At 71.5% G+C, this 21,779-nt stretch carries 20 protein-coding genes; 15 read left to right on the top strand and 5 right to left on the bottom strand.

Annotation, left to right across the window (positions count from 1 at the left end; all coding sequences use genetic code 11):
- Positions 1–7 precede the first annotated feature (7 nt).
- Both HC362_RS31315 and HC362_RS31310 read left to right on the top strand, forming a co-directional pair.
- Positions 8–550, top strand: coding sequence for a DUF2165 domain-containing protein (locus HC362_RS31315; RefSeq protein ID WP_243087676.1), 543 nt, complete (start codon positions 8–10; stop codon positions 548–550).
- A gap of 234 nt (positions 551–784) precedes the next feature.
- Positions 785–1,696 carry a glutaminase gene (locus HC362_RS31310; protein WP_243087674.1) on the top strand — a complete coding sequence of 304 codons (912 nt, stop codon included), beginning with the start codon at positions 785–787 and terminating at the stop codon, positions 1,694–1,696.
- 3 nt (positions 1,697–1,699) lie between these two features.
- On the opposite strand, the gene HC362_RS31305 is transcribed toward HC362_RS31310, so the two are convergent.
- A complete protein-coding gene (locus HC362_RS31305; protein ID WP_243088894.1) occupies positions 1,700–2,695 on the bottom strand; it encodes a LacI family DNA-binding transcriptional regulator in 996 nt (331 codons plus the stop codon).
- A gap of 317 nt (positions 2,696–3,012) precedes the next feature.
- Here HC362_RS31305 and iolC point away from each other — a divergent pair, with 317 nt between their 5' ends.
- The 9 genes from iolC to HC362_RS31260 all read left to right on the top strand — a co-directional run bounded on the left by iolC (position 3,013) and on the right by HC362_RS31260 (position 13,634).
- Entirely contained in the window at positions 3,013–3,996 is a 984-nt protein-coding gene (gene iolC, locus HC362_RS31300) for a 5-dehydro-2-deoxygluconokinase (protein ID WP_243088893.1), read from the top strand.
- Positions 3,986–4,867 (top strand): aldolase, encoded by an 882-nt coding sequence (locus HC362_RS31295; RefSeq protein ID WP_243087672.1) that lies wholly within the window; start codon positions 3,986–3,988, stop codon positions 4,865–4,867. The genes iolC and HC362_RS31295 overlap by 11 nt, the downstream gene beginning before the upstream one ends.
- Entirely contained in the window at positions 4,864–5,757 is an 894-nt protein-coding gene (gene iolB, locus HC362_RS31290; RefSeq protein ID WP_243087671.1) for a 5-deoxy-glucuronate isomerase, read from the top strand. The genes HC362_RS31295 and iolB overlap by 4 nt, the downstream gene beginning before the upstream one ends.
- The gene (gene iolD / locus HC362_RS31285; protein ID WP_243087669.1) at positions 5,754–7,637 is read left to right on the top strand and encodes a 3D-(3,5/4)-trihydroxycyclohexane-1,2-dione acylhydrolase (decyclizing); all 1,884 of its coding nucleotides are present in this window, start codon (positions 5,754–5,756) and stop codon (positions 7,635–7,637) included. The genes iolB and iolD overlap by 4 nt, the downstream gene beginning before the upstream one ends.
- A gap of 34 nt (positions 7,638–7,671) precedes the next feature.
- Positions 7,672–9,171, top strand: a complete 1,500-nt coding sequence (locus HC362_RS31280) for a CoA-acylating methylmalonate-semialdehyde dehydrogenase (protein WP_243087668.1) — start codon at positions 7,672–7,674, stop codon at positions 9,169–9,171.
- 77 nt (positions 9,172–9,248) lie between these two features.
- The gene (locus HC362_RS31275; RefSeq protein ID WP_243087666.1) at positions 9,249–10,199 is read left to right on the top strand and encodes a TIM barrel protein; all 951 of its coding nucleotides are present in this window, start codon (positions 9,249–9,251) and stop codon (positions 10,197–10,199) included.
- Positions 10,200–10,208: 9 nt separating this feature from the next.
- Positions 10,209–11,669: a sugar porter family MFS transporter gene (locus tag HC362_RS31270; RefSeq protein ID WP_243087664.1), complete on the top strand. Its 1,461-nt coding sequence runs from the start codon at positions 10,209–10,211 to the stop codon at positions 11,667–11,669.
- A gap of 79 nt (positions 11,670–11,748) precedes the next feature.
- Positions 11,749–12,768 carry a Gfo/Idh/MocA family oxidoreductase gene (locus HC362_RS31265; RefSeq protein ID WP_243087663.1) on the top strand — a complete coding sequence of 340 codons (1,020 nt, stop codon included), beginning with the start codon at positions 11,749–11,751 and terminating at the stop codon, positions 12,766–12,768.
- Positions 12,765–13,634, top strand: coding sequence for a sugar phosphate isomerase/epimerase (locus tag HC362_RS31260; protein ID WP_243087662.1), 870 nt, complete (start codon positions 12,765–12,767; stop codon positions 13,632–13,634). Before HC362_RS31265 ends, HC362_RS31260 begins: the two co-directional genes overlap by 4 nt.
- A 102-nt stretch (positions 13,635–13,736) precedes the next feature.
- Here HC362_RS31260 and HC362_RS31255 read toward each other — a convergent pair whose 3' ends face one another.
- A complete protein-coding gene (locus HC362_RS31255) occupies positions 13,737–14,162 on the bottom strand; it encodes a CBS domain-containing protein (protein ID WP_209262943.1) in 426 nt (141 codons plus the stop codon).
- 120 nt (positions 14,163–14,282) lie between these two features.
- A complete protein-coding gene (locus HC362_RS31250) occupies positions 14,283–14,879 on the bottom strand; it encodes a TetR/AcrR family transcriptional regulator (RefSeq protein ID WP_243087660.1) in 597 nt (198 codons plus the stop codon).
- A gap of 228 nt (positions 14,880–15,107) precedes the next feature.
- Between HC362_RS31250 and HC362_RS31245 the strand changes: the two genes are divergently transcribed.
- Genes HC362_RS31245 through HC362_RS31235 form a run of 3 tightly spaced genes read left to right on the top strand, consistent with a single transcriptional unit; the run spans position 15,108 to position 18,822 of the window.
- On the top strand, positions 15,108–15,710 hold the full coding sequence (locus tag HC362_RS31245) for a 2Fe-2S iron-sulfur cluster-binding protein (protein ID WP_243087659.1): 603 nt from the start codon (positions 15,108–15,110) through the stop codon (positions 15,708–15,710).
- Positions 15,707–16,699, top strand: coding sequence for a xanthine dehydrogenase family protein subunit M (locus tag HC362_RS31240; RefSeq protein ID WP_243087657.1), 993 nt, complete (start codon positions 15,707–15,709; stop codon positions 16,697–16,699). Before HC362_RS31245 ends, HC362_RS31240 begins: the two co-directional genes overlap by 4 nt.
- Positions 16,696–18,822 (top strand): xanthine dehydrogenase family protein molybdopterin-binding subunit, encoded by a 2,127-nt coding sequence (locus HC362_RS31235; protein WP_243087656.1) that lies wholly within the window; start codon positions 16,696–16,698, stop codon positions 18,820–18,822. The genes HC362_RS31240 and HC362_RS31235 overlap by 4 nt, the downstream gene beginning before the upstream one ends.
- A 131-nt stretch (positions 18,823–18,953) precedes the next feature.
- Here the strand turns inward: HC362_RS31235 and HC362_RS31230 are convergent, their stop codons facing one another.
- Entirely contained in the window at positions 18,954–19,628 is a 675-nt protein-coding gene (locus HC362_RS31230; RefSeq protein WP_243087654.1) for a hypothetical protein, read from the bottom strand.
- Positions 19,629–19,830: 202 nt separating this feature from the next.
- Between HC362_RS31230 and HC362_RS31225 the strand changes: the two genes are divergently transcribed.
- The gene (locus HC362_RS31225; RefSeq protein ID WP_243087653.1) at positions 19,831–20,841 is read left to right on the top strand and encodes a winged helix-turn-helix domain-containing protein; all 1,011 of its coding nucleotides are present in this window, start codon (positions 19,831–19,833) and stop codon (positions 20,839–20,841) included.
- Here HC362_RS31225 and HC362_RS31220 read toward each other — a convergent pair.
- Positions 20,781–21,752, bottom strand: coding sequence for a LysR family transcriptional regulator (locus HC362_RS31220; RefSeq protein ID WP_243087651.1), 972 nt, complete (start codon positions 21,750–21,752; stop codon positions 20,781–20,783). The genes HC362_RS31225 and HC362_RS31220 overlap by 61 nt on opposite strands.
- Between the last annotated feature and the right edge of the window lie 27 nt (positions 21,753–21,779).

Here is a 21,779-nt window from a genome sequence, read left to right as displayed (position 1 = left end):
TCGAGTCATGAGCGTCTCATCGGATCACTCCCAGGGCCGGGGCAGCGAGCCGGCCACCTCCCGCACCCGTGCCCCGTTCGGGGTACGCGAGGCAGCGGCCGCCGTGCTGACCGCCACCGTCGCGCTGTACATCGCGCTCGTCGCGTTCGGCAACATCACGGACTTCGACACCAACCGGCAGTTCGTACGCCATGTGCTGGCGATGGACACCACCTTCCGGGACGAGGACCTGATGTGGCGCGCGATCACCTCACGGGCGTGGCAGGACACGGCCTACGTCGCGATCATCGTCTGGGAGACCGTGGCAGCTCTCGTGCTGATCGCCGCGAGCTGGCTGTGGCTGCGCCGCGATCCGCGGCGGGCGCGCACCGTCTCGAGCGCCGGTCTGCTGATGCTTCTGCTGCTGTTCGGCGCGGGGTTCATCGCCATCGGCGGCGAATGGTTCGCCATGTGGCAGTCGGAGAAGTGGAACGGCCTGGAGGCCGCCACCCGCGTCGTCCTGCTGAGCGGGGTGGCGCTCCTGACGGTCCACACCACGGACCGCCGCTAGGGTGTTTCCGGCCTGGTTCCGCGGAGGGGGCGCCCCAGGGCACCTCTGGGCACACCGGGGCTCCCCCAGGCTGCTCGCGCAGTCCCCGCGCCCCTGCCCGGGGTGTGCGCGGGGGCGGGCTTTGTGCACGTTAGAGTCTCCGACCAGGCCTGATGTGCGAACCTGTGCTGCCCTCGGCGGCGGCTCGCGCCGGGTCGGCGTCGATGCACAGGAAGCTCAGGAGAAGCGCGGACGATGGACTACCAGGCAGTGCTCGAGGAGGTCGCGGCGACCGTGGCGCCCCAGGTCGGCCGCGGGCAGGCGGCCGGGTACATTCCCGCGCTGGCCGCGGTGGACCTGGGCGGGTTCGGCATGGCGGTCGCGGATGTGGACGGCTCGGTCACCGGAGTCGGCGACTGGGAGGTGCCGTTCTCGATACAGAGCATCTCCAAGACGTTCAGCCTGGCGCTGGTGCTGTCCCAGGACGGCGAGAGCCTGTGGGGGCGTGTGGGGCGGGAGCCGTCCGGCACGCCCTTCAACTCCCTGGTGCAGCTGGAGTACGAGAACGGCATCCCGCGCAACCCCTTCATCAACGCGGGCGCGCTGGTGGTCACCGACCGGCTGCAGTCGCTCACCGGGGACGCCAGCACCTCCATGCTGGACTTCCTGCGCGCGCAGAGCGGCAACCCTGCGGTCGCCTTCGACCCGGCCGTGGCCTCTTCCGAGTCCGACCACGGCAGCCGCAACGCGGCGCTGGCGCACTTCATGGCCAGCTACGGGAATCTCGACAACCCGGTACCGACCGTGCTGGACCACTACTTCTGGCAGTGCTCCGTCGCCATGAGCTGCCGCGATCTGGCGCTCGCCGGCTCCTTCCTGGCGCGGCACGGGCTGGGTACGGACGGCTCCCGGCTGCTGGCGGCACGCGAGGCCAAGCGGATCAACGCGGTCATGCTCACCTGCGGAACCTACGACGCCGCGGGGGACTTCGCCTACCGGGTGGGGCTGCCGGGGAAGAGCGGCGTCGGCGGCGGCATCCTCGCCGTGGTTCCGGGCCGGTGCACGCTGTGCGTGTGGAGCCCCGGCCTCGACGTACGCGGCAACTCGGTGGCCGGTGTCGCGGCGCTGGACGCCTTCACCTCGCTGACCGGCTGGTCGGTGTTCTGAGCCTCAGACTTCGCGGGGCGGGCCGCTGGTGTCCCGGACCACCAGCTTCGGGTCGATCACGGCCTCCTGTGGTTCCAGCGTCTTGTTCTCCAGCCGCCGCACCGCGAATCCGACCGCGTGCTCGGCCATGAGCATGGCGTCCTGGCGGACCGTCGTCAGGCCGACCGGCATCAGATGCGAGAGGTGACTGTCGTCGTACCCGATGACCGACACCTCTTTGGGGACCTCGACGCCGCTCCGCGCGAAGGCCATCATCAGGCCCATGGCGCAGCGGTCGTTGGCCGCCAGGACGGCGGTCGGCAGCGGTTCGCCGGCGTCACGTTCGGCCACCAGGAGACGGCCGGCCTCGATGCCCGACTCCTCGGTGTGGTTGCCGGGAATCACCCGGATCTCGGCCTCGAGACCGTGGCGGCGCATCGCGGCGCGGTAGGCGCGGCGACGCTCGGCCGATCCGGGGCCGCGGCCGCCGTCGATGTGGACGATGCGGCGGTGCCCTTCCCCGACGAGGTGGTCCATGGCCTGCCGGACGCCCTTGCCTTCGGCGCTGTGGACGAAGTCGATCAGGGAGCCGGGCATCCGGCGCGAGACCGAGACGGCGACCGTGCGCTGGCCCAGCGCGTCGAGGTCCGCTGTGGTCGCGTCGGCACCGAGCAGGATGACCGCCTCGCAGCGGTGGCTGAGCAGCGCCTCGACGGCCTTCGCCTCGCTCCGGCCCTGAGCTGTCGCGGAGAGCAGGACGTCGTAGCCGTGGTGCTCGGCCTGAGCGTAGATGCCCTCGATGAGGTCGGCGTGGAAAGTCTGGTGCACGGTGAACAGCACACCGAGGGCCCGGCTGCGCCCCCGGGCCAGCAGCCGGGCCGCGCTGTCGGGGCGGTAGCCGAGTTCGTCGGCCACTTGCAGCACCCGGTCGCGGGTCTCCTGGCTGGCGCCGGGCTGGTTGCGGAAGACGATCGAGACCAGCGCGCGGGAGACGCCTGCTCTCGCGGCGACGTCCGCCATCGTGGGGCGCTGCCTGCCCGTCGCATCCACCTGTCGTCTCACTCTCCCGTGGTCTTCCCCGCGCTGCCGCGTTCCTCGGTTCGACCGCGTCCGGTTCGGCCCTGTTCCTTCCTGTCCGCCCGCACGGTATCGCGCGGCTGTGGTGCGCCCTTCGGGGCGGCTGGCTGAACGCTCGGGGAATCCCCTGCCAACAACCTATTGACATGACATTTGCACAGGGGTCATCGTACTCGAACTAGAGCGCGCTAGTAGAGCGCGCCAGTCCAGCCGCCACCCGGTGATCCCGGGGTCTTCCGGTGCGAAGGGAATCCAGCGTGATGTCGTTCGAAGTGCTGACCATGGGCCGTGTGGGAGTGGATGTGTATCCGCTCCAGACGGGCGTCGGGCTGCCGGAGGTCACCTCGTTCGGCAAGTACCTGGGTGGCAGCCCGACCAATGTGGCGGTGGCTGCCGCGCGCCACGGGCGCAGCGCCGCCGTGGTCACGAAGACCGGTCAGGACCCGTTCGGCGGCTTCGTCAGGTCGGCCCTTGCCGGTTACGGCGTCAGCGACCGATTCGTCGGCACCTCGGACATCGCTCCCACGCCGGTGACCTTCTGCGAGATCTTTCCGCCGGACGACTTCCCGCTCTACTTCTACCGGCTGCCGAAGGCGCCTGACCTGGACATCCGTCCGGATGAGCTGGACTTGGACGCCGTTCGGAGCGCGGGGATCTTCTGGGTGACGGGGACCGGGCTGGCCGAGGAGCCCAGCCGTTCGGCCACCCTGGCGGCGCTGGAGGAGCGGGCGAAGTCGGGCGTGACGGTCTTCGATCTGGACTGGCGTCCGATGTTCTGGCCCGGCGGGGACGCGGCGGCCGCTCGTGAGCACTACGCCGAGGCGCTGCGCAACACCACCGTCGCCGTCGGCAACTCGGACGAGTGCGCGGTGGCCACCGGCGAGCGCGAACCGTACGCCGCCGCCAAGGCGCTGCTGGCCGCCGGGGTGGAGCTGGCCGTCGTCAAGCAGGGTCCGAAGGGCGTGCTGGCCATGGACCGGGACGGCACGGCTGTGGAGATCCCGCCGGTGCCGGTGGACGTGGTCAACGGCCTGGGTGCCGGTGACGCGTTCGGCGGGGCGCTGTGCCACGGACTGCTGTCCGGCTGGGACACCGCGCGCACCGTGGCGTTCGCCAACGCGGCCGGTGCCCTCGTCGCGGGCCGGCTGGCCTGCTCGGACGCCATGCCCACCGAGGCCGAGGTCGAGGAGAAGCTGCGCGCGGTGAGCGGCGGAACGAGCCACGAGGTGAACAGTGCTGTCTGACGACGTGAGCCGCATCGTGGCGGCCCGGGTCAACGACCCCGGCGCCATCGCCGCGGCAGCCGCCCGACGGGTCAGGGCGACCTCCCTGTTCGGCGAGCACGGCAAGGTGATGATCATCGCCGCCGACCATCCCGCGCGGGGTGCCAACACGGTCGGTTCGGACCCGTTCGCCATGGCCGACCGCTTCGAGCTGCTGGAGCGGATGTGCTTGGCGCTGGAGCGGCCGGGCGTGACCGGGGTGCTGGCCACGGCCGACATCCTGGAGGACCTGCTGCTGCTGGGTGTGCTGGACGGCAAGAGCGTCTTCGGGTCGATGAACCGGGCCGGGCTGGCCGGTTCGGTCTTCGAGATCGACGACCGGTTCACCGGCTACGACGCGGAGACGATCGCCGCGATGGGCTTCGACGGCGGCAAGATGCTCACCCGTATCGCCCTCGACGACCCGGCGACCCCCGCCGCGCTGGCGAACACCGCACGCGCGGTCGACGAGCTGAACGACCGCCGGCTGATCGCCATGGTGGAGCCGTTCTGGTCGTTCTGGCAGGCCGGGCGCATTCACAACGACCTCTCCCCCGAGGCCGTCATCAAGTCCGTCACCACCGCTTCGGGCCTGGGCCGCCGCAGCGCCTATACCTGGCTGAAGCTGCCGGTCGTTCCCGACCCCGAAGCGATGGAACGCGTCCTGTCCTCCTCCACGCTGCCCGCGCTGCTGCTGGGCGGCGAGGTCGAGGACCCGGAGGCCGCCTTCGCCTCGTGGGGACGTGCGCTGAAGCTGCCCACCGCGCAGGGCCTGGTCGTGGGGCGTTCCCTGCTCTACCCCGCGGACGGCGATGTCGCCGGCGCCGTGGACCGGGCGGTGAGCCTGCTGTGAGCGACACGAGCAAGTACCACCTGCCCGCGGGCACCGCGGCCGAGGGCCCGTACGACCTGGTGATCACGCCCGAGTCGGCGGGCTGGGGATACTCAGGGCTCAGGACCCTGACCCTGGGTCCTGGCCAGGCCCACACGCTGACCACCGGGGACTCGGAGTTCCTCGTCCTCCCGCTGACGGGCGGCTGCACGGTCACCGTCGACGGCCGGACCTTCGAGCTGGAGGGCCGGAGGGGCGTCTTCGACTCGGTCACCGACTTCGTGTACCTCCCCCGGGACTCGGAGGCCGTCCTCAACAGCGCGTCCGGCGGCAGGTTCGCGCTGCCGTGTGCCCGTACCGAGCGGGGCGGCCTGCCCGCCCGGTACGGGCGCAAGGAGGAGGTGCCGGTCGAGCTGCGCGGCGCCGGGAACTGTTCGCGGCAGGTCAACAACTACTGCCTGCCCGGGACGTTCGAGGCCGAGCAGCTGCTGGTGTGCGAGGTGCTCACCCCGGGCGGCAACTGGTCCTCGTACCCGCCGCACAAGCACGACGAGCCGCGCCGGGACGAGAGCGGCGCTCCGGTGGAGTCGGAGCTGGAGGAGATCTACTACTTCCAAGTCGCGGGCGAGGGCGGTTTCGCCTATCAGCGGGTGTACGGCACCCCCGGGCGTCCCCTCGACGTACTGGCCGAGGTCCGCTCGGACGATGCCGTGCTGATCCCGCACGGCTGGCACGGCCCGTCGGCCGCCGTGCCGGGCTACGACCTCTACTACCTGAACGTGATGGCGGGTCCCGGACAGGACCGCGCCTGGCTGATCTGCGACGACCCGGCGCACGGCTGGGTGCGCTCGACGTGGGGGACCCAGCACGTCGATGCGCGGCTGCCCTTCGGAGGGGACCGGAAGCGATGAACACCGTACGACTGACCACGGCCCAGGCTCTCGTCCGCTTCCTGGCCGCTCAGTACAGCGAGCGCGACGGGCACGAGCAGCGGCTGATCCCCGGTGTGTGGGGGATCTTCGGGCACGGCAACGTGGCCGGCGTCGGGCAGGCGCTGCTGCAGGCGGCGGTCGCCGAGGAGGCCGACCTGCCCTACTACCTGGCACGGAACGAGCAGGGCATGGTGCACGCGGCCACCGCGTTCGCGAAGATGCGCGACCGGCTTGCGGCCTACGCCTGTACGGCCTCGACCGGGCCCGGCTCGACCAACATGCTCACGGGTGCCGCGCTGGCGACGACCAACCGGCTGCCGGTGCTGCTGCTGCCCAGCGACATGTTCGCCACCCGCACGCCCGACCCGGTGCTCCAGCAGCTGGAGGACACCAGGGGCGGGGACGTGACGGTCAACGACGCCTTCCGTCCGGTGTCCAAGTTCTTCGACCGCGTCACGCGGCCCGAGCAGTTGATCCCGGCCGCGCTGGCGGCGATGCGGGTGCTGACCGATCCGGTCGAGACGGGGGCCGTGACGCTGGCCCTGCCGCAGGATGTGCAGGCCGAGGCCTTCGACTGGCCGGAGTCCTTCTTCCGGCGCCGGGTGTGGCATGTGGGCCGCCCGGCGCCGGAACCCGCGGCGGTCGAGCGGGCCGCGCGGCTGCTGCGCGAGGCGAAGCAGCCGCTGATCGTGGCGGGCGGCGGCGTCGTCTACTCCGGCGCCCACACCCAGCTGCGGGCGTTCGCGGAGGCGACCGGCATCCCCGTCGCGGATACCCACGCGGGCAAGGGTGCGGTGGCCTGGGACCACCCCTGCGCGGTGGGCGGCATCGGCTCCACCGGCGCGTACGCGGCCAACGAGCTGGCGCGCGAGGCGGATGTGGTGCTGGGCATCGGGACGCGCTACAGCGACTTCACCACCGCCTCCCACACCGTCTTCGGCAACCCGGACGTCACCTTCGTGAATCTCAACGTGGCCCGCCTGGACGCCGTCAAGCACTCGGCCGAGCCGGTGGTGGCCGACGCCAGGCTCGGTATCGAGGCCCTGGCGGGCGCGCTGACCGGCTGGCAGGTCGATCCGGAGTACAGGGCCCGCACCCGCGAACTGATCGCCCGCACCCGGCAGATCGAGGACGAGTGCTTCGCCCCCGACCGCAACACCGGCGACCTGCCGGCCCAGACCCAGATCCTCGGCGCGCTCAACGAGGCCCTCGGCGACCGCGACGTGGTCATCAACGCGGCCGGATCCATGCCCGGCGACCTGCAACAGCTGTGGCGGGCCCGCGACCCCAAGGCGTACCACGTCGAATACGCCTACTCCTGCATGGGCTACGAGGTCGCAGCGGGCGTCGGCGCCAAGATGGCCGACCCCACGCGCGAGGTCGTCGTCCTGGTCGGGGACGGTTCGTACCTGATGATGGCTCAGGAGATCGTCACCATGGTCTCCGAAGGGCTGAAGGTCGTCATCGTCCTGGTCCAGAACCACGGCTTCGCCTCCATCGGCTCCCTCTCCCAGGACCTGGGCTCGCAGCGGTTCGGCACCAAGTACCGCTACCGCAGCGCCGACTCCGGACTGCTCGACGGCGAGGTGCTCCCCGTCGACCTGGCCGCCAACGCCGCCTCCCTCGGCGCCCACGTCCTCCACGCCGCCGGCGTCGAGGAGTTCCGCACCGCCATGGAGAAGGCCAAGGCCGCCGGCCGCACCACCGTCGTGCACGTCGAAACGGACCTGTACGGGCCCAACCCGCCCGGCCACGGCTGGTGGGACGTGCCGGTCAGCCAGACCTCGGCCCTGGAATCCACCCGCAGCGCGTACGAGACCTACGCCGCGCACAAGGCCACCCAGCGCCACTACCTCTGAGCCCCGCTCGCACACCTGTAAGGAAAACCGCACCGTGAAGACCATCCCGCACTGGATCAACGGCAGCCCCACCGAGGGCTCCAGCACACAGACCCAACCGGTGTTCAACCCGGCCACCGGAGAGCAGCAGTCCCATGTGGTCCTGGGCAGCGCCGCCGACGTGGACACCGCCGTCGAAGCGGCGTCCCTCGCCTTCGAGTCCTGGTCCGAGTCGTCGCTCAGCCGGCGCGTCCAGGTCATGTTCGCCTTCCGGCAGCTCCTCCTGGACAACGAGGAGGAGCTGGGCCGGATCATCTCGGCCGAGCACGGCAAGACCGTCGAGGACGCGCGCGGCGAGATCATGCGCGGCCGGGAAGTGGTCGAGTTCGCCTGCGGCCTCGGGGACGTCCTCAAGGGCAGCTACTCCGACCAGGTCTCCCGCGGCGTGGACGTGCACAACTTCCGCCGGCCCCTCGGCGTCGTCGCCGGGATCACCCCGTTCAACTTCCCCGCGATGGTGCCGCTGTGGATGCACCCCATAGCCATCGCCACCGGCAACACCTTCGTCCTCAAACCCAGCGAACGCGACCCGTCGGCCGCCAACTTCATCGCCGGGCTCTACCGGAAGGCAGGACTGCCCGACGGCGTCTTCAACGTCGTACACGGCGGCAAGGACGCAGTCGACGCCATCCTCACGCACCCCGGCATCGAAGCCGTCTCCTTCGTCGGCTCCACCCCCATCGCCAAGTACGTCCACGAGCAGGCCACCGCGCACGGCAAGCGCGTCCAGGCCCTCGGCGGCGCCAAGAACCACGCCGTCGTACTGCCCGACGCCGACCTGGAATTCGCCGCCAACCACATCACGGCCGGCGCCTACGGATCGGCCGGTGAGCGCTGCATGGCCGTCTCCGTGGCCGTGGCGGTGGGCGAGGCGGCCGACGCTCTGGTCGAGGTCCTGGAACGCAAGGCCCGCGAGATCACCGTCGGACCCGGCGACGCACCCGGTACCGACATGGGCCCCCTGGTCACCAAGGCCGCACAGGAACGCGTCGAGAACGCCGTCGGCACGGCGGCCGCCCAGGGCGCGACCGTCGTGGTGGACGGCCGCGGTCTGAAGGTCGACGGCCACGAGAACGGCTTCTTCACCGGCCCCTCCCTCCTCGACCACGTCACCGCCGAGATGGACGCCTACCAGCAGGAGCTGTTCGGCCCCGTACTGGCCGTCGTCCGGGTCGACACCCTCGACGAGGCGATCGAGCTGATCAACGCCAACCCCTACGGCAACGGCACCGCGCTGTTCACCGCCTCCGGAGAAGCCGCCCGCCGCTTCCAGCGCAAGATCGAGGTCGGCATGATCGGCGTCAACGTCCCCGTGCCGGTGCCGATGTCGTACTACTCCTTCGGCGGCTGGAAGGACTCCCTCATCGGCGACTCCCCCATCCACGGCCCCGAAGGCGTGCGCTTCTACACCCGCCCCAAGGTCGTCACCACCCGGTGGCCGCGGCCCGCGGTACAGCAGGCGGCCGCCGGGTTCTCCTTCCCCACCTCCAGCTGAGCATCTGGAGCCTTCCTCCCCCTCCCTGTCCCACCCCCGTCCCCTTCCTTCCTCCCCTCCCGTAAGGACTGATCCACATGGCAACGGCGCCATCCCCGCTCCGTACCGTCGCGGGCAATCTCTGCCTCGGCTCAGCGCCCGACTCCTGGGGCGTTTGGTTCCCCGAGGACGAGCACCAGGTCCCCTACACCCGCTTCCTCGACGAGCTGGCGCAGGCCGGGTACACCTGGCTGGAGCTCGGCCCGTACGGATACCTGCCCACCGAACCCGCGGTCCTCGCCGAGGAGCTCGCCGTGCGCGGACTGCAGGTCTCCGGCGGCACCGCCTTCGGCGCCCTGCACCGTCCCGAGGTGTGGGACGAGATGCTGGCCCACGTCCGGAAAGTGGCGGAGCTCACTTCCGCGGCAGGCGCCCACCATCTCGTGCTGATTCCGCCCATGTACCGGGACGAGAAGACCGGCGACTTCACCGAGTCCCCCGAGCTGACGGCCGAGCAGTGGGCCGGCTTCGGCCGGAACGCCGACCGGCTCGGTAAGCTGTTGCTCGACGAGTACGACATCCGGCTGGTCCTCCACCCGCACGCGGACAGCCACATCCAGACGCAGCCCGAGATCGAGCGGCTGCTCAACGAGTCCGACAGCCGCTACACCAATCTGTGCCTGGACACCGGGCACGTCGCGTACGGCGGCGGTGACAATCTCGACCTCGTGCGCCGGTTCGGTGAGCGCGTGGGATATGTGCACATCAAGCAGATGGATCCGGCGGTGCTGGCGCAGGTGGCCGCCGAGAACCTCTCCTTCGGGGAGGCCGTCAAGCGAGGCGTGTGCGTGTCACCCCCCGAGGGGGTGCCCGACCCCGCCGACGTGGTGGACGCGCTCTCCCGGCTCGACGCCGAGCTCTTCGTGATCGTCGAGCAGGACCTGTACCCGTGCGCTCCTGAGGTGCCGCTCCCCATCGCGGTACGCACCCGGGAGCACCTGGCCGGCTGCGGCCTGACCGGAACCCGGCGCCCGAACAACAACCGGTAGGAGGCGGCCATGGATGTCAGAGATGAAGCGACGAGCAACGAGGCAGCCCCGGACCCGGCTCCGGCTCCTTCGGTGCCCTCCACCGCCCTCGACGAGGCGCCGCCCGCCGTCCGGCGCCGGCTGCGGCTGATCACCTGGATCGCCACCTTCGGCGGCCTGCTGTTCGGCTACGACACCGGCGTCATCAACGGCGCGCTGCCGTACATGACCGACGATCTGGGGCTGACCCCGGTCACCGAGGGCATGGTCACCAGCTCGCTGCTGCTCGGTGCGGCGCTCGGCGCGGTCACCGGCGGGCGGCTGTCGGACGCGCGGGGGCGGCGGAAGAACATTCTGCTGCTGGCAGCGGTGTTCTTCATCGGTGCGCTGGGCTGCTCGCTGGCCCCCAGCACCGAGGTCATGATCGTGGCCCGGTTCGTGCTCGGCCTCGCGGTCGGCGGCGCCTCGGTGACGGTGCCCGTCTATCTGGCCGAGGTCTCTCCGGCCGAACGCCGTGGCGCGCTGGTCACCCGGAACGAGCTGATGATCGTCACCGGTCAGCTGCTGGCCTTCTCCTGCAACGCGGCCCTCGCCCAGGTCGGCGGCGAGTCCGGCGGCGTATGGCGGTGGATGCTGGTGCTGGCGACCCTGCCGGCCGTGGTGCTCTGGTTCGGCATGCTGGTCATGCCGGAGAGCCCCCGCTGGCTGGCCGCCAAGGGCCGCTTCCCCGACGCGCTCAAGGTGCTCCAGCAGGTCAGGTCGCAGGCGCGGGCCGAGGCCGAGCTGAGCGAGGTCACCGCGCTGGCCGTCAAGGACGAGCAGGAGAAGCTCGGCGGCTGGAAGGACATGAAGGCCACCCCGTGGGTGCGCAAGCTGATGTTCGTCGGCTTCGGTATCGCGATCGTGCAGCAGATCACGGGCGTGAACACGATCATGTACTACGGCACCCAGATCCTCACCGAGGCCGGTTTCGAGTCGAACAACGCGCTGGTCGCGAACATCGCCAACGGTGTGATCTCGGTGCTGGCCACCTTCGTCGGGATCTGGCTGCTGGGCCGCGTCAACCGCCGCCCGATGCTGATGACCGGGCAGCTGGGGACCATCGCCGCGCTGCTGCTGATCGGCGTCTTCTCGCTGACCATGGACTCCGGTACGGGACGCGCCTTCGCGGTGCTGGCGATGACCATCACCTTCCTCGCCTTCCAGCAGGGCGCGATATCCCCGGTGACCTGGCTGATGCTCTCGGAGATCTTCCCGACGCGGATGCGCGGCTTCGGGATGGGTGTCGCGGCCGTGGTGCTGTGGCTGACCAACTTCGTGATCGGGCTGGTCTTCCCGTCCCTGGTCTCCGGGATCGGGGTCTCCAACACCTTCTTCCTGTTCGTCGTGGCGGGCCTGTTCTCCTTCGCCTTCGTGAAGCTGTACGTCCCCGAGACCAAGGGGCGCACCCTCGAACAGCTCGAAGACGACCTGCGCGCCCGCTTCTCCTGATCCCCTCCGTCCCGTTTCCGGGAGCGCCGCCGGCCGACACCGGCCGGCGGCGCCCCGGGGACCGTAGAAAGGAATCCCCATGACTGTGCGTGTAGGGGTCATCGGTGCCGGAATGATCGGCCAGGACCACATCCGCCGACTCACCGACGTCGTCGCGGGGGCCCAGGTCACCGCGGTCACCGACATCGACAGTGGCCGCGCCGGTGAGACGGCGGCCCGGGTCGGCGCCCGTACGCTGCCCGACGGCCCGGCTCTCGTGGCCGCGGACGACGTCGACGCCGTGCTCGTCACCTCCTGGGGCCCCACCCACGCCGAGCACGTGCTGAACGCCGTCGCGGCCAAAAAGCCCGTCTTCTGCGAGAAGCCGCTGGCCACCACCGCCGAGCACTGTCTGCGCATCGTGGAGGCGGAGCGCGCGCACGGCCGCCGACTGGTCCAGGTCGGCTTCATGCGCCGGTACGACGCCGGATACCGGCAGCTGAAGAAGGTGCTGGACGGCGGCTCCATCGGTACCCCGCTGATGGTGCACTGCGCCCACCGCAACCCCACCGTGCCGGACTCCTACCACTCCGCCATGGCGGCCCAGGACACGGCCGTGCACGAGATCGACGTACTGCGCTGGCTGCTGGACGACGAGATCGTCTCGGCCCAGGTGATCACCCCGCGCCCCACGAGCAAGCGGTTCGAGCACCTCAAGGACCCGCAGATCATGCTCTTCGAGACCTCGCAGGGCGTACGCATCGATCTGGAGGTCTTCGTCAACTGCCAGTACGGCTACGACATCCAGTGCGAGACCGTCGGCGAGAGCGGGCTGGCCCGGCTGCCCGACCCGGCGGCCGTCGGCGTCCGCACCGCGGGGCAGCACGGTACAGCGGTGCCGCAGGACTGGAAGGGCCGGTTCGGCGACGCCTTCGACACCGAGTTCCGCGAGTGGATCGCCTCCGTCGAGGCGGGCGTTGAGCCGACCGGTCCGTCCGCCTGGGACGGCTACGCCGCCACCGTCATCACCGACGCCACGGTCCGCTCCCTCGAATCGGACCAGCAGCCCGTCACCGTCGACATGAAGCCCCGGCCCGCCCTCTACGGAGGCCTCGCGTGAAGATCGCCCTCGACCCCTATATGCTCCGCTCGCTGCCGCTGGACGAGATGGTGCGTACGGTGGCCGAACTCGGCTACGCGTACATCGAGTTGTCGCCGCGCGACGACTTCATGCCGTTCTTCCTGCACCCGCGCGCGGACGACCAGCGCGTCACCGAGCTGAAGGACTCGCTGCGGCGGCACGGCGTCAGGCTCTCCTCGGTGCTGCCGCTGTACAAGTGGTCCTCGCCGGACGAGACCGAGCGGCAGACCGCCGTACGGTACTGGAAGCGGATGATCGAGATCACGGCGGAGCTCGAATGCCCGCTGATGAACTCGGAGTTCAACGGCCGACCGGAGCGGGCCGCAGAGAGTGAGGCGGCGTTCTGGCGCTCGATGGAGGAGTTGCTGCCCGTCTTCGAACGCGAGGGCATCGCGCTGAACCTGGAGGCGCACCCGGACGACTTCTGCGAGGAGAACGCTCCGGCTGTCGACCTGGTCCGCGCCGTCAACAAGCCCTGGGTCGGCTACCTCTACTGCGCCCCGCACACCTTCCACCTCTCGGGACCCGGGCAGACGGGAGCGGACATCGCGGCGATGCTGCGCTACGCGGGTGACAAGCTGCGGCATGTGCACATCGCCGACACGTTCAACCACAAGGGCTCGTCCGGGCTGCGCTACATCCTCAACCCTCCGGGCACGCCGGCGCGTATCCACCAGCACCTCGACATCGGCCAGGGCGAGGTGGACTGGGACACCTTCTTCGGCACCCTGCGGGAGCTGGAGTTCGACGGTGTGGCCACCTCCTGCGTCTTCGCCTGGGAGGAGCGGGCCCGCGAGTCCTCGGCGCTGATGCTGGAGCGCATCACCAAGGAGCTCGTCCGCTGAGACACCCCTGCTGAGGCACCCCTGTTGAAGCGGCCCCGCAGAGCGGCAGTCCGGCCCGTCCGCGTTCCGACACGGACGGGCCGTCCCGCCACGGGGGCGGGGTCAGGCGTAGACCTGCTCGACGAACTCGGCGAGCTGGTCGTCGCTGAGGTGGTGGGCGAGATCGGTCTCGCTGATGACACCGACCAGCCGCTTGTTCTCGTCGATGACCGGCAGGCGCCGTATCTGGTGGGTCTCCATCTCGCGCAGGACCTCGCTCACATCCGCATTGGCGCTGATCCAGCGCGGGGTGCCCTCGCACAGGTCTCCCGCGGTGACGCGGGAGGGGTCGCGGCCCTCGGCGACGCAGTTGATGACGATGTCGCGGTCGGTGATGATGCCGCACATGCGCTCGTTGGGGTCGTTGGGGTCGCTCACGGGCAGAGCACCCACTTCGAGCTCGCGCATGAGCTGCGCTGCACGGTCGAGGGTCTCGGTTGCGGGCACCCACCGGGCGCCGGGGTGCATGATGTCGGCTGCGGTGGTCATGGGCGTCCTCCTGTCGACGCAGTTCAGCCCTTCACTTCGGCCCCTTGTCCATCGTGGCCGCCGTCGCGGGATTACGCCATTCGGGGCGCTCGGGCCCCTCGGGCACCGGCGTACCCGCGCTCAGTCGCCCGCATCGGGAGGGCCAGGGGCTCCCGCGCGCAGGCCGTCCATCACCAGGTCGAGGAGGCGGTCGGCGCGCGTCTGCCAGTCGTCGTGCGAGCTGATCTGCCACAGCCCGGCGATGGCGAGGAAGAAGTCCTCCGCCGTCACCCCGGGGCGGATGGTTCCGGCCCGTTCGTTCGCGTCCAGCAGGCTGGTGACGGCCTGGGTCAGGGGCCCGCGCCCCAGCCCGACCAGCGTGCCGCACGCGCTGGTGGCCGCGCGCAGCGCGTCGGCGAGGCCCGCCTTGGCCAGCGCGTACCGGGCGAGCCTGTCCATCCACTCGCGCAGCGCCCGGTCCGGCGGACGGGTGCACAGCAACTGCTCCGCCGCCTCGGCCACTTGCTGCACCTCGTACTGGTAGACCTCCAGGACCAGGGCCTCGCGGCTGGGGAAGTTGCGGTAGAAGGTGCCCTGGCCCACGCCGGCCTTCTTGGCGATGGCGCTCAGGGGTGCGTCCGCCGCGCGGGTCAGCTCCGCGAGCGCCACTTCAAGGATGCGCTCGCGGTTGCGCTGCGCGTCCGAGCGCAGCGGTACGTCGCGGTTCGGGTGCCGCACTCGTCCTCCTCTCTCCGCCCCGGCGCGGAATGCGGTGCGCAGTGGCGTCCTGTGAAGCTCTTGCGAACCGGACAACTGTCCGTTACGTTCATGACGGGCTGAGTGGACTGTTGTCCGGTTCCTGTACTCACCATAGCGGCGGACGCCCTGCATCGGCTGCCGCCGCTCGCCCCGTCTTTTTCCACAGCGCCGATTCGCCCCGCACCGCACTCGCGAAAGAAGCTGCCCATGGCCCCAGCCACCCCAGCCACCGCCAGCGCGATCACTCTGACCGTCAACGGGGAGAAGCACACACTGACCGTCGACCACCGCACCACCCTCCTGGACGCACTGCGCGAGCGTCTCGATCTGACCGGTACGAAGAAAGGCTGTGACCAGGGCCAGTGCGGGGCCTGCACGGTCCTGGTCGACGGCCGCCGCATCGTCTCCTGTCTGGAACTCGCCGTCGCCGCCGAGGGCCGCGCGGTCACCACCATCGAGGGCGTCGCGGACGGCGACGCGCTGCACCCTCTCCAGCAGGCGTTCCTCGACCTGGACGGGTTCCAGTGCGGCTACTGCACTCCGGGCCAGATCTGCTCCGCGCTCGCCGTGCTCGACGAGCACGCGGCGGGCTGGCCGAGCGCCGCCACGCCGGACGTACGGCCCGAGGCAGGACCGCCGCCGCTGACCCCGGAGGAGATCCGGGAGCGGATGAGCGGCAACCTGTGCCGCTGCGGCGCGTATGTGTCCATCGTCCAGGCGGTCGCCCGGGCCGCCGAGCACCGGGCGGAGCACCCCGGGCACGGAGCGGAAGCCACCACGGAGAGCACCACGAAGGAGTCTGCCGCGTGAGGGAGTTCGACTATCAGCGCGCCACCGACGTCAGCGGCGCCGTCGCCCTGCTCGACGGTGACCCTCAGGCGCGCTTCCTGGGCGGCGGGACCAATCTCGTCGACCTGATGAAGGCGGGGGTGGAACGCCCTGGCCGCCTCGTGGACGTACGGGAACTGCCGCTCGGCCGCATCGAGACCACCCAGGACGGCGGACTGCGGATCGGCGCCACGGTCACCAACAGCGAACTGGCCGCCCACCCCGAGGTACGGCGGCGCTACCCGGCGCTGGCGCAGGCCGTGCTGGCCGGAGCCTCCGGGCAGCTGCGGAACATGGCCACCGTCGGCGGCAACCTCCTCCAGCGCACCCGCTGCGCCTACTTCACCGACACCTCGCTGCCCTGCAACAAGCGCTCCCCGGGCAGCGGCTGCCCGGCCGTCACCGGCGAGCACCACAACCACGCGATCCTCGGCGCCTCCGAGCACTGCGTGGCCGTCCACCCGTCGGACATGGGTGTCGCGCTGGCCGCGTTCGACGCCGTCGTCTCCTACGAGACCGCCGAGGGCGGCGGCGAGGTGGCGCTGGCCGACTTCTATCTGCCGGTGGGTGACACCCCGCACCTGGAGACCGCGCTGCCGCCCGGTGCGCTGATCACGGCCGTTACGCTGCCGCCTGCCCAGGTCGCCGCGCACTCGCGCTACCGCAAGGTACGCGAGCGGGCCTCCTACGCCTTCGCGATCGGGTCGGTGGCCGCCGCACTCGACGTGGCCGACGGCGTGGTCCGCGAGGTCCGGCTGGCCTTCGGCGCCGTGGCGTCCCGCCCGTGGCGGGCCCGGGAAGCCGAGCGGGTGCTGACCGGACGGCCACCCGAGGGCGCCGCCTTCGCGGAGGCCGCCGACGCCGAACTCGCCGCGGCCAGGGTGCTCGAACAGAACGCCTACAAACTGCCCCTGATGCGCAACCTCGTCGTCGCCCTGCTCACCGAACTGGCCGAGGAGACCGACCGATGACCACCACGGCTGGACCCCGTACCGTCGGGGTCGCCCACACCCGCGTCGAGGGCCGGGACAAGGTGACCGGTGCCGCCCGGTACGCGAGCGAGCAGCCCTTCGACCACCTCGCGCACGGCTGGCTGGTGCTGTCGACCATCGCCCGGGGCCGCGTCCGTGCGGTCGGCGACGAGGCGGTGCGCGGCATGCCCGGCGTCCTGGCGGTCTTCCACTCCGGGAACGCGCCGCGCCTGATGACCGACTACACCTCGATGCTCGGCCCGCCCGACCCCACCCTCGCCCTCTTCCAGCACGACCGGGTGCCGCACCAGGGCTGGCCGGTTGCTCTGGTCGTGGCCGAGACACCCGAACAGGCGCGTGAGGCCGCCGAAGCGCTGGTTGTCGAGTACGACGAGGAGCCGCACGACGTCGCCTTCCACGCCGGCCGGCCCGGCACCTACATACCCGACGACGCCAACGCCGTTGCCGGCAAGGGCGACCTGGAGTCCGAACTCGCCGCCTCCGCCGTGGTGGTGGACGCCTCCTACACCACGCCTGAGGAGCACCACAGCGCCATGGAGCCGCACGCGGTCACGGCGCGGTGGGACGGCGGACGCCTGGAGGTGATCGACACCAACCAGGGCGCCATGTGGGTGGCGGGCGAACTCGCCCAGCTGTTCTCGCTGGACCCGTCCTCGGTACGGGTGCGCTCGGAGCACATCGGCGGCGCCTTCGGTTCCAAGGGCGTACGGCCGCACCAGGTGGCCGCTGTGATGGCGGCGACGGAGCTGCAGCGTCCCGTACGCCTGGCACTGACCCGGCGTCAGACGTTCGCGATCACCGGCTACCGCAGCCCCACCGCGCAGCGCGTGCGGCTCGGCGCCGATCCGGACGGGCGGCTGCGCGCGCTGGAGCACGAGTCCCTGAGCCTCACCTCGACGCTGCGGCCCTTCCTCGAGACGAGCGCCGTGCTCGGCCGCGTCCTCTACGACGCACGCGCACACCACACGGCACACCGGCTGGTCGACCTCGACATGCCGACCCCGACCTGGATGCGGGCCCCCGGCGAGGCGCCGGGTTCGTTCGCGCTGGAGTCGGCCCTCGACGAGCTGGCGGACCGGCTCGGCATGGACCCGATCGAACTGCGCGCCCGCAACGAGCCGACCGTCGGCCCGCTGTCCGGGCTGCCCTTCAGCAGCCGCGACCTGCTCGGCTGCTTCCGGGAAGGCGCCCGCAGGTTCGGCTGGGCCGCGCGCGATCCACGGCCGCGCAGCCGCCGCGAGGGCCGGTGGCTGCTCGGCACCGGCACGGCAGCCGCCACCTACCCCTCCGGGGTCGCACCGTCCACGGCGTCCGTGACCGCCGAGGCCGACGGCACCTTCACCGTGCGGATCACCGCCGCTGACGTGGGCACCGGCGCCCGCACCGCGCTGACCCTGATCGCCGCCGAGGCCCTCGATGTGGAGCCGGACCGCGTCACCGTGCGGATCGGCGACAGCGACTTCGGCCCCGCCTGGGTCGCCGGCGGCTCGATGGGCACCCGCTCCTGGTCGCTGGCCGTCATCTCGGCGGCGCGTGAGCTGCGCGGCCGGCTTGCCCTGGCCGACGGGGACATCCCGCCGGAGGGCATCACGGCGCACACGGACACCGCCGAGCTCCTCGCCGAGCTCGCCAAGAAGGAACGCCACTCCTTCGGGGCCCAGTTCGCGGAGGTCGCCGTCGATGTGACCACCGGCGAGATCCGGGTGCGCCGGATGCTGGGCATCTTCGCCGCCGGCCGTATCGTCAACCCGCTCACCGCACGCAGTCAGCTCGTCGGCGGCATGATCTGGGGCCTGTCCATGGCGCTCCACGAGGAAGCGGTCCGTGACCCGGCGTCGGGCGGCCAGCTCGGTGCGGACTTCGCGAACTACCATGTGGCCGCACACGCCGATGTGCCCGCGATCGAGGCGGACTTCATCGACGACCCGGTCCCCGACGACCCGGTGGGGGTCAAGGGCGTCGGGGAGATCGGCATCGTGGGTGCCGCAGCGGCGATCTCCAACGCGGTCCGGCACGCGACCGGAGTGCGCCACCGGGACCTGCCCCTGCGACCGGACCGCGTACTGCGCGCCGAGGAGGAGACCGCCGCACAGCACGGCTGAACGCCGAGCGCGGCACGCCTGTGTCACCCCACCCCGGTCGGTGCTCCGTGGCCGGCCGCTGCCGACGACGGAACGGGGTGGGGAAACCGGCGGGGTGGGCTGCGCCTGCCCACCCCGCACTCCTGGAAGTGCTACTTGGCCAGCGTCTTGCAGAGGTCCTCGTACCGGCCCTCCAGCGCCAGCAGTTGCCGACTGGTACCGTGCGGCCCTTCCGTGATCCGGACGGCCATGAACCCACGGGAGATCAGCCACTTGTTGTGCACGGGCCGATCCGTGGTGTGCAGCCCCACGCCCCAGTCGCCCCCGCTGAGGACGTGGGTGTCGCTGCCCGGCTCCGGGTACGTCAGGGTCCCGGTACCGGACAGATCACGGCGCACGGTCTTCCCGGTGTCCTCGTTGGTCACCTTCATCACCAACGGACCGCTGATGACGGCGTAGACGGGATCGCCCGCGTCGTTCGTCCAGGTCTTCTGCACCATGTCCACCACCGGGAATGTGGCGTGCGTGGGGAACGGGCACACCTCGCCGCGCGGGTAGTCGATCTCGGGCTGCCCGGGCCGGGTGACGACGGGACCGTGCCAGCCGCCCGTCGCCCGACCGGAGTCGCCGGCCGGGCTCTCGGACGCGGCCCGGGCGGCGACCGACGCGCACAGCAGCGCCATCACCGCGCACCCGGCCACCGCCGTCGCCCTGCCCCGGGCGCGGCGGACCGGCACACACCCCCGTCGTGCGCCGTACCCGCGCCGGCCTCGTCCGCCCGCAACCGGGCCCGGCGTCCCCTCGTCCGCTGTGCGCTCGTCCCGCATGCCTGCCTCCTCCGCTCCATCCGCCCACCCGTCCCGGCCCGCTCCTCCTCCCCGACAGCCATCCTTGCGACCCCGCTCCCGTACCGGTAGACGATTCGGTTCTCGCCGAAGCAACAATCGGCTTCCGGGGCCGTTGCGCCCTCCAGCGGAGGGGGAAAGATGGGTGCGGCAACCAGTGCGGGCGTCAAACGGGCAGGGCGAGATGCGCATCCACTTCACCGTCGAGGACCTGGCGCGTGTGCGCCTGGCAGCGGCACCCAGCCCGCTGGCCGTGACGACGTTCAGCGCGGCACGGCTGCGCCGGGACCGGCGCGACACACCCGCCTTCGACCTGTGGCGACGCGCCGTCCAGGCGGCCAGGCGCTCGGCGCCGGGCCCGCTGCCGCCGCCGCTCGGCGGGCTGGCGGGCACCGCACCCTCGCACCCGGTCCCCCGGCTGCTGCGCCCGTCCACCGCGCTGCCCACGCTCGACGAGGAGCTGGAGCGGCTGCAGTCCACTCCCCGCGCCGAGTTGCGCGCGGACCTGGAGTACGTCGCAGCCCACCGGCCGCTCCCGCACTGGGCGCACGCACTCGCCGACGGAGACCCCGCGGCACTGCGGCGACTTGCCCAGTCCGTACGCGCCCACCACCAGGTGGCCGTCGAGCCGTACTGGCGTGAACTGCATGCCGCGATCCGCGCCGACCAGGCCGAGCGCGCGCGGCAATGGCAGGAGGGCGGCGTCGAGCAGCTGCTGGCCAACGTGCATCCGGCGATGCGCTGGCGCCCGCCCGTGCTCGAACTCCCCGGTGCGCGGGGGCCCGATTACCACCTGCGCGGCAGGGGGCTGCTGCTGGCCCCCGCGGCCTTCACGGCCTATGTACCCTGCGACCCGGACGACCCGCAGCCCACCTTCTTCTACCAAGCGGTCGCCCAGCCCGGCCCCGGCACTCCGGCCGGCCCGCGCCAGAGCCTCGCGGCCGTCGTCGGGCACAGCCGCGCCGCGGTGCTGGAAGTGGTCGCGGAGGGCGTGACCACCAGCCGACTGGCCCGCCGTACCGGGCTCTCCCCCGCGTCGGCCAGCGAGCACGCCACGGTGCTGCGCCGCGCCGGGCTCGTCGCCACCCGCCGCACCGGCCGGACGGCCCACCACACGCTCACCCCGCTGGGCGCTCAGCTCCTGCTGTCCGCCTCGGCCGACGGGTCCGCGACGGACCGGGACGGCGGCGGCTGAGGCGGGGCGACCGTGCGGCCGGAGGCCGTGGAACGGAGCACGTCCACCAGCGCGGCCACCGTGGGCCGATGCTCCGCGAACGAGCGGAAGACCACCACGATGTGCCGCTCCACGGTCTCGCGCAGCGCGACCACATCGAGCCGCGAGGCGCGCAGGCGCAGCATCAGGTCCGTCACCAGGCTGACTCCCACGCCGGTCTCCACCAGTGCCAGGGTGGCGGCCGTGTCGGTCACCTCGTGCAGCACCCGTGGCTCGAAGCCGGCCCTGCGGCAGACGGTGAGCACGGCGCGCCCGTAGTAACTGTCGACGGACGGCAGGATCCAGCCCTCTTCCCGTACCTGTGCCAGGGAGGCGGTCCTGCGGCCGGGCATCGCGCCGGCCGGCACCGCGAGGGAGAACCGCTCCCGGGCCAGCGGCAGCACGCACAGGGACGGGTCCCGCGGGATGGGCACGTCCGGATAGTCCAGCCCCAGAGCCAGGTCGACCGTGCCGCCGGCCACCGCGTCGTACACGTCGTCCACGTCCATGTCCCGGCTGCGTACGGTCAGGCCGGGGTGCACCTCCCTGGCGCGTCGCAGCGCCGGCGGCAGGATCTCGGCGGCGGCCGTGGTGAAGAGCCCGACTCGCAGCGTCCCCGAGACCTCGGTGCGGGTGCGCTCCAGCGCCTCGACGGCCTCGGCCTCGGTGGCCAGAATCCGCTCGGCGTGCGAGGCGAGGGTCATCCCGGCGTCGGTCAGTTCGACCCGGCGTCCCACCCGTCGCAGCAGCTCCATGCCGGTGGACTTCTCCAGCGCGGCGATCTGCTGCGACACCCCGCCGGGGGTGTATCCCAGGGCCTTCGCCACCGCTGTGACGGTTCCGCGCCGGGTCAGCTCCACCAGGGAGCGCAGCTGCGCGCTCGTCCATTCCATATAGGGAGCCTAAACGAATGGGAGCAG

The sequence above is a fragment of the Streptomyces sp. 891-h genome (genome assembly GCF_022760275.1).
In the GTDB taxonomy this organism is placed as follows: Bacteria; Actinomycetota; Actinomycetes; order Streptomycetales; family Streptomycetaceae; genus Streptomyces; species Streptomyces spirodelae.
Note: the sequence above shows the minus strand (reverse complement) of the source record. Positions and strands in the feature narration are given on the sequence as shown.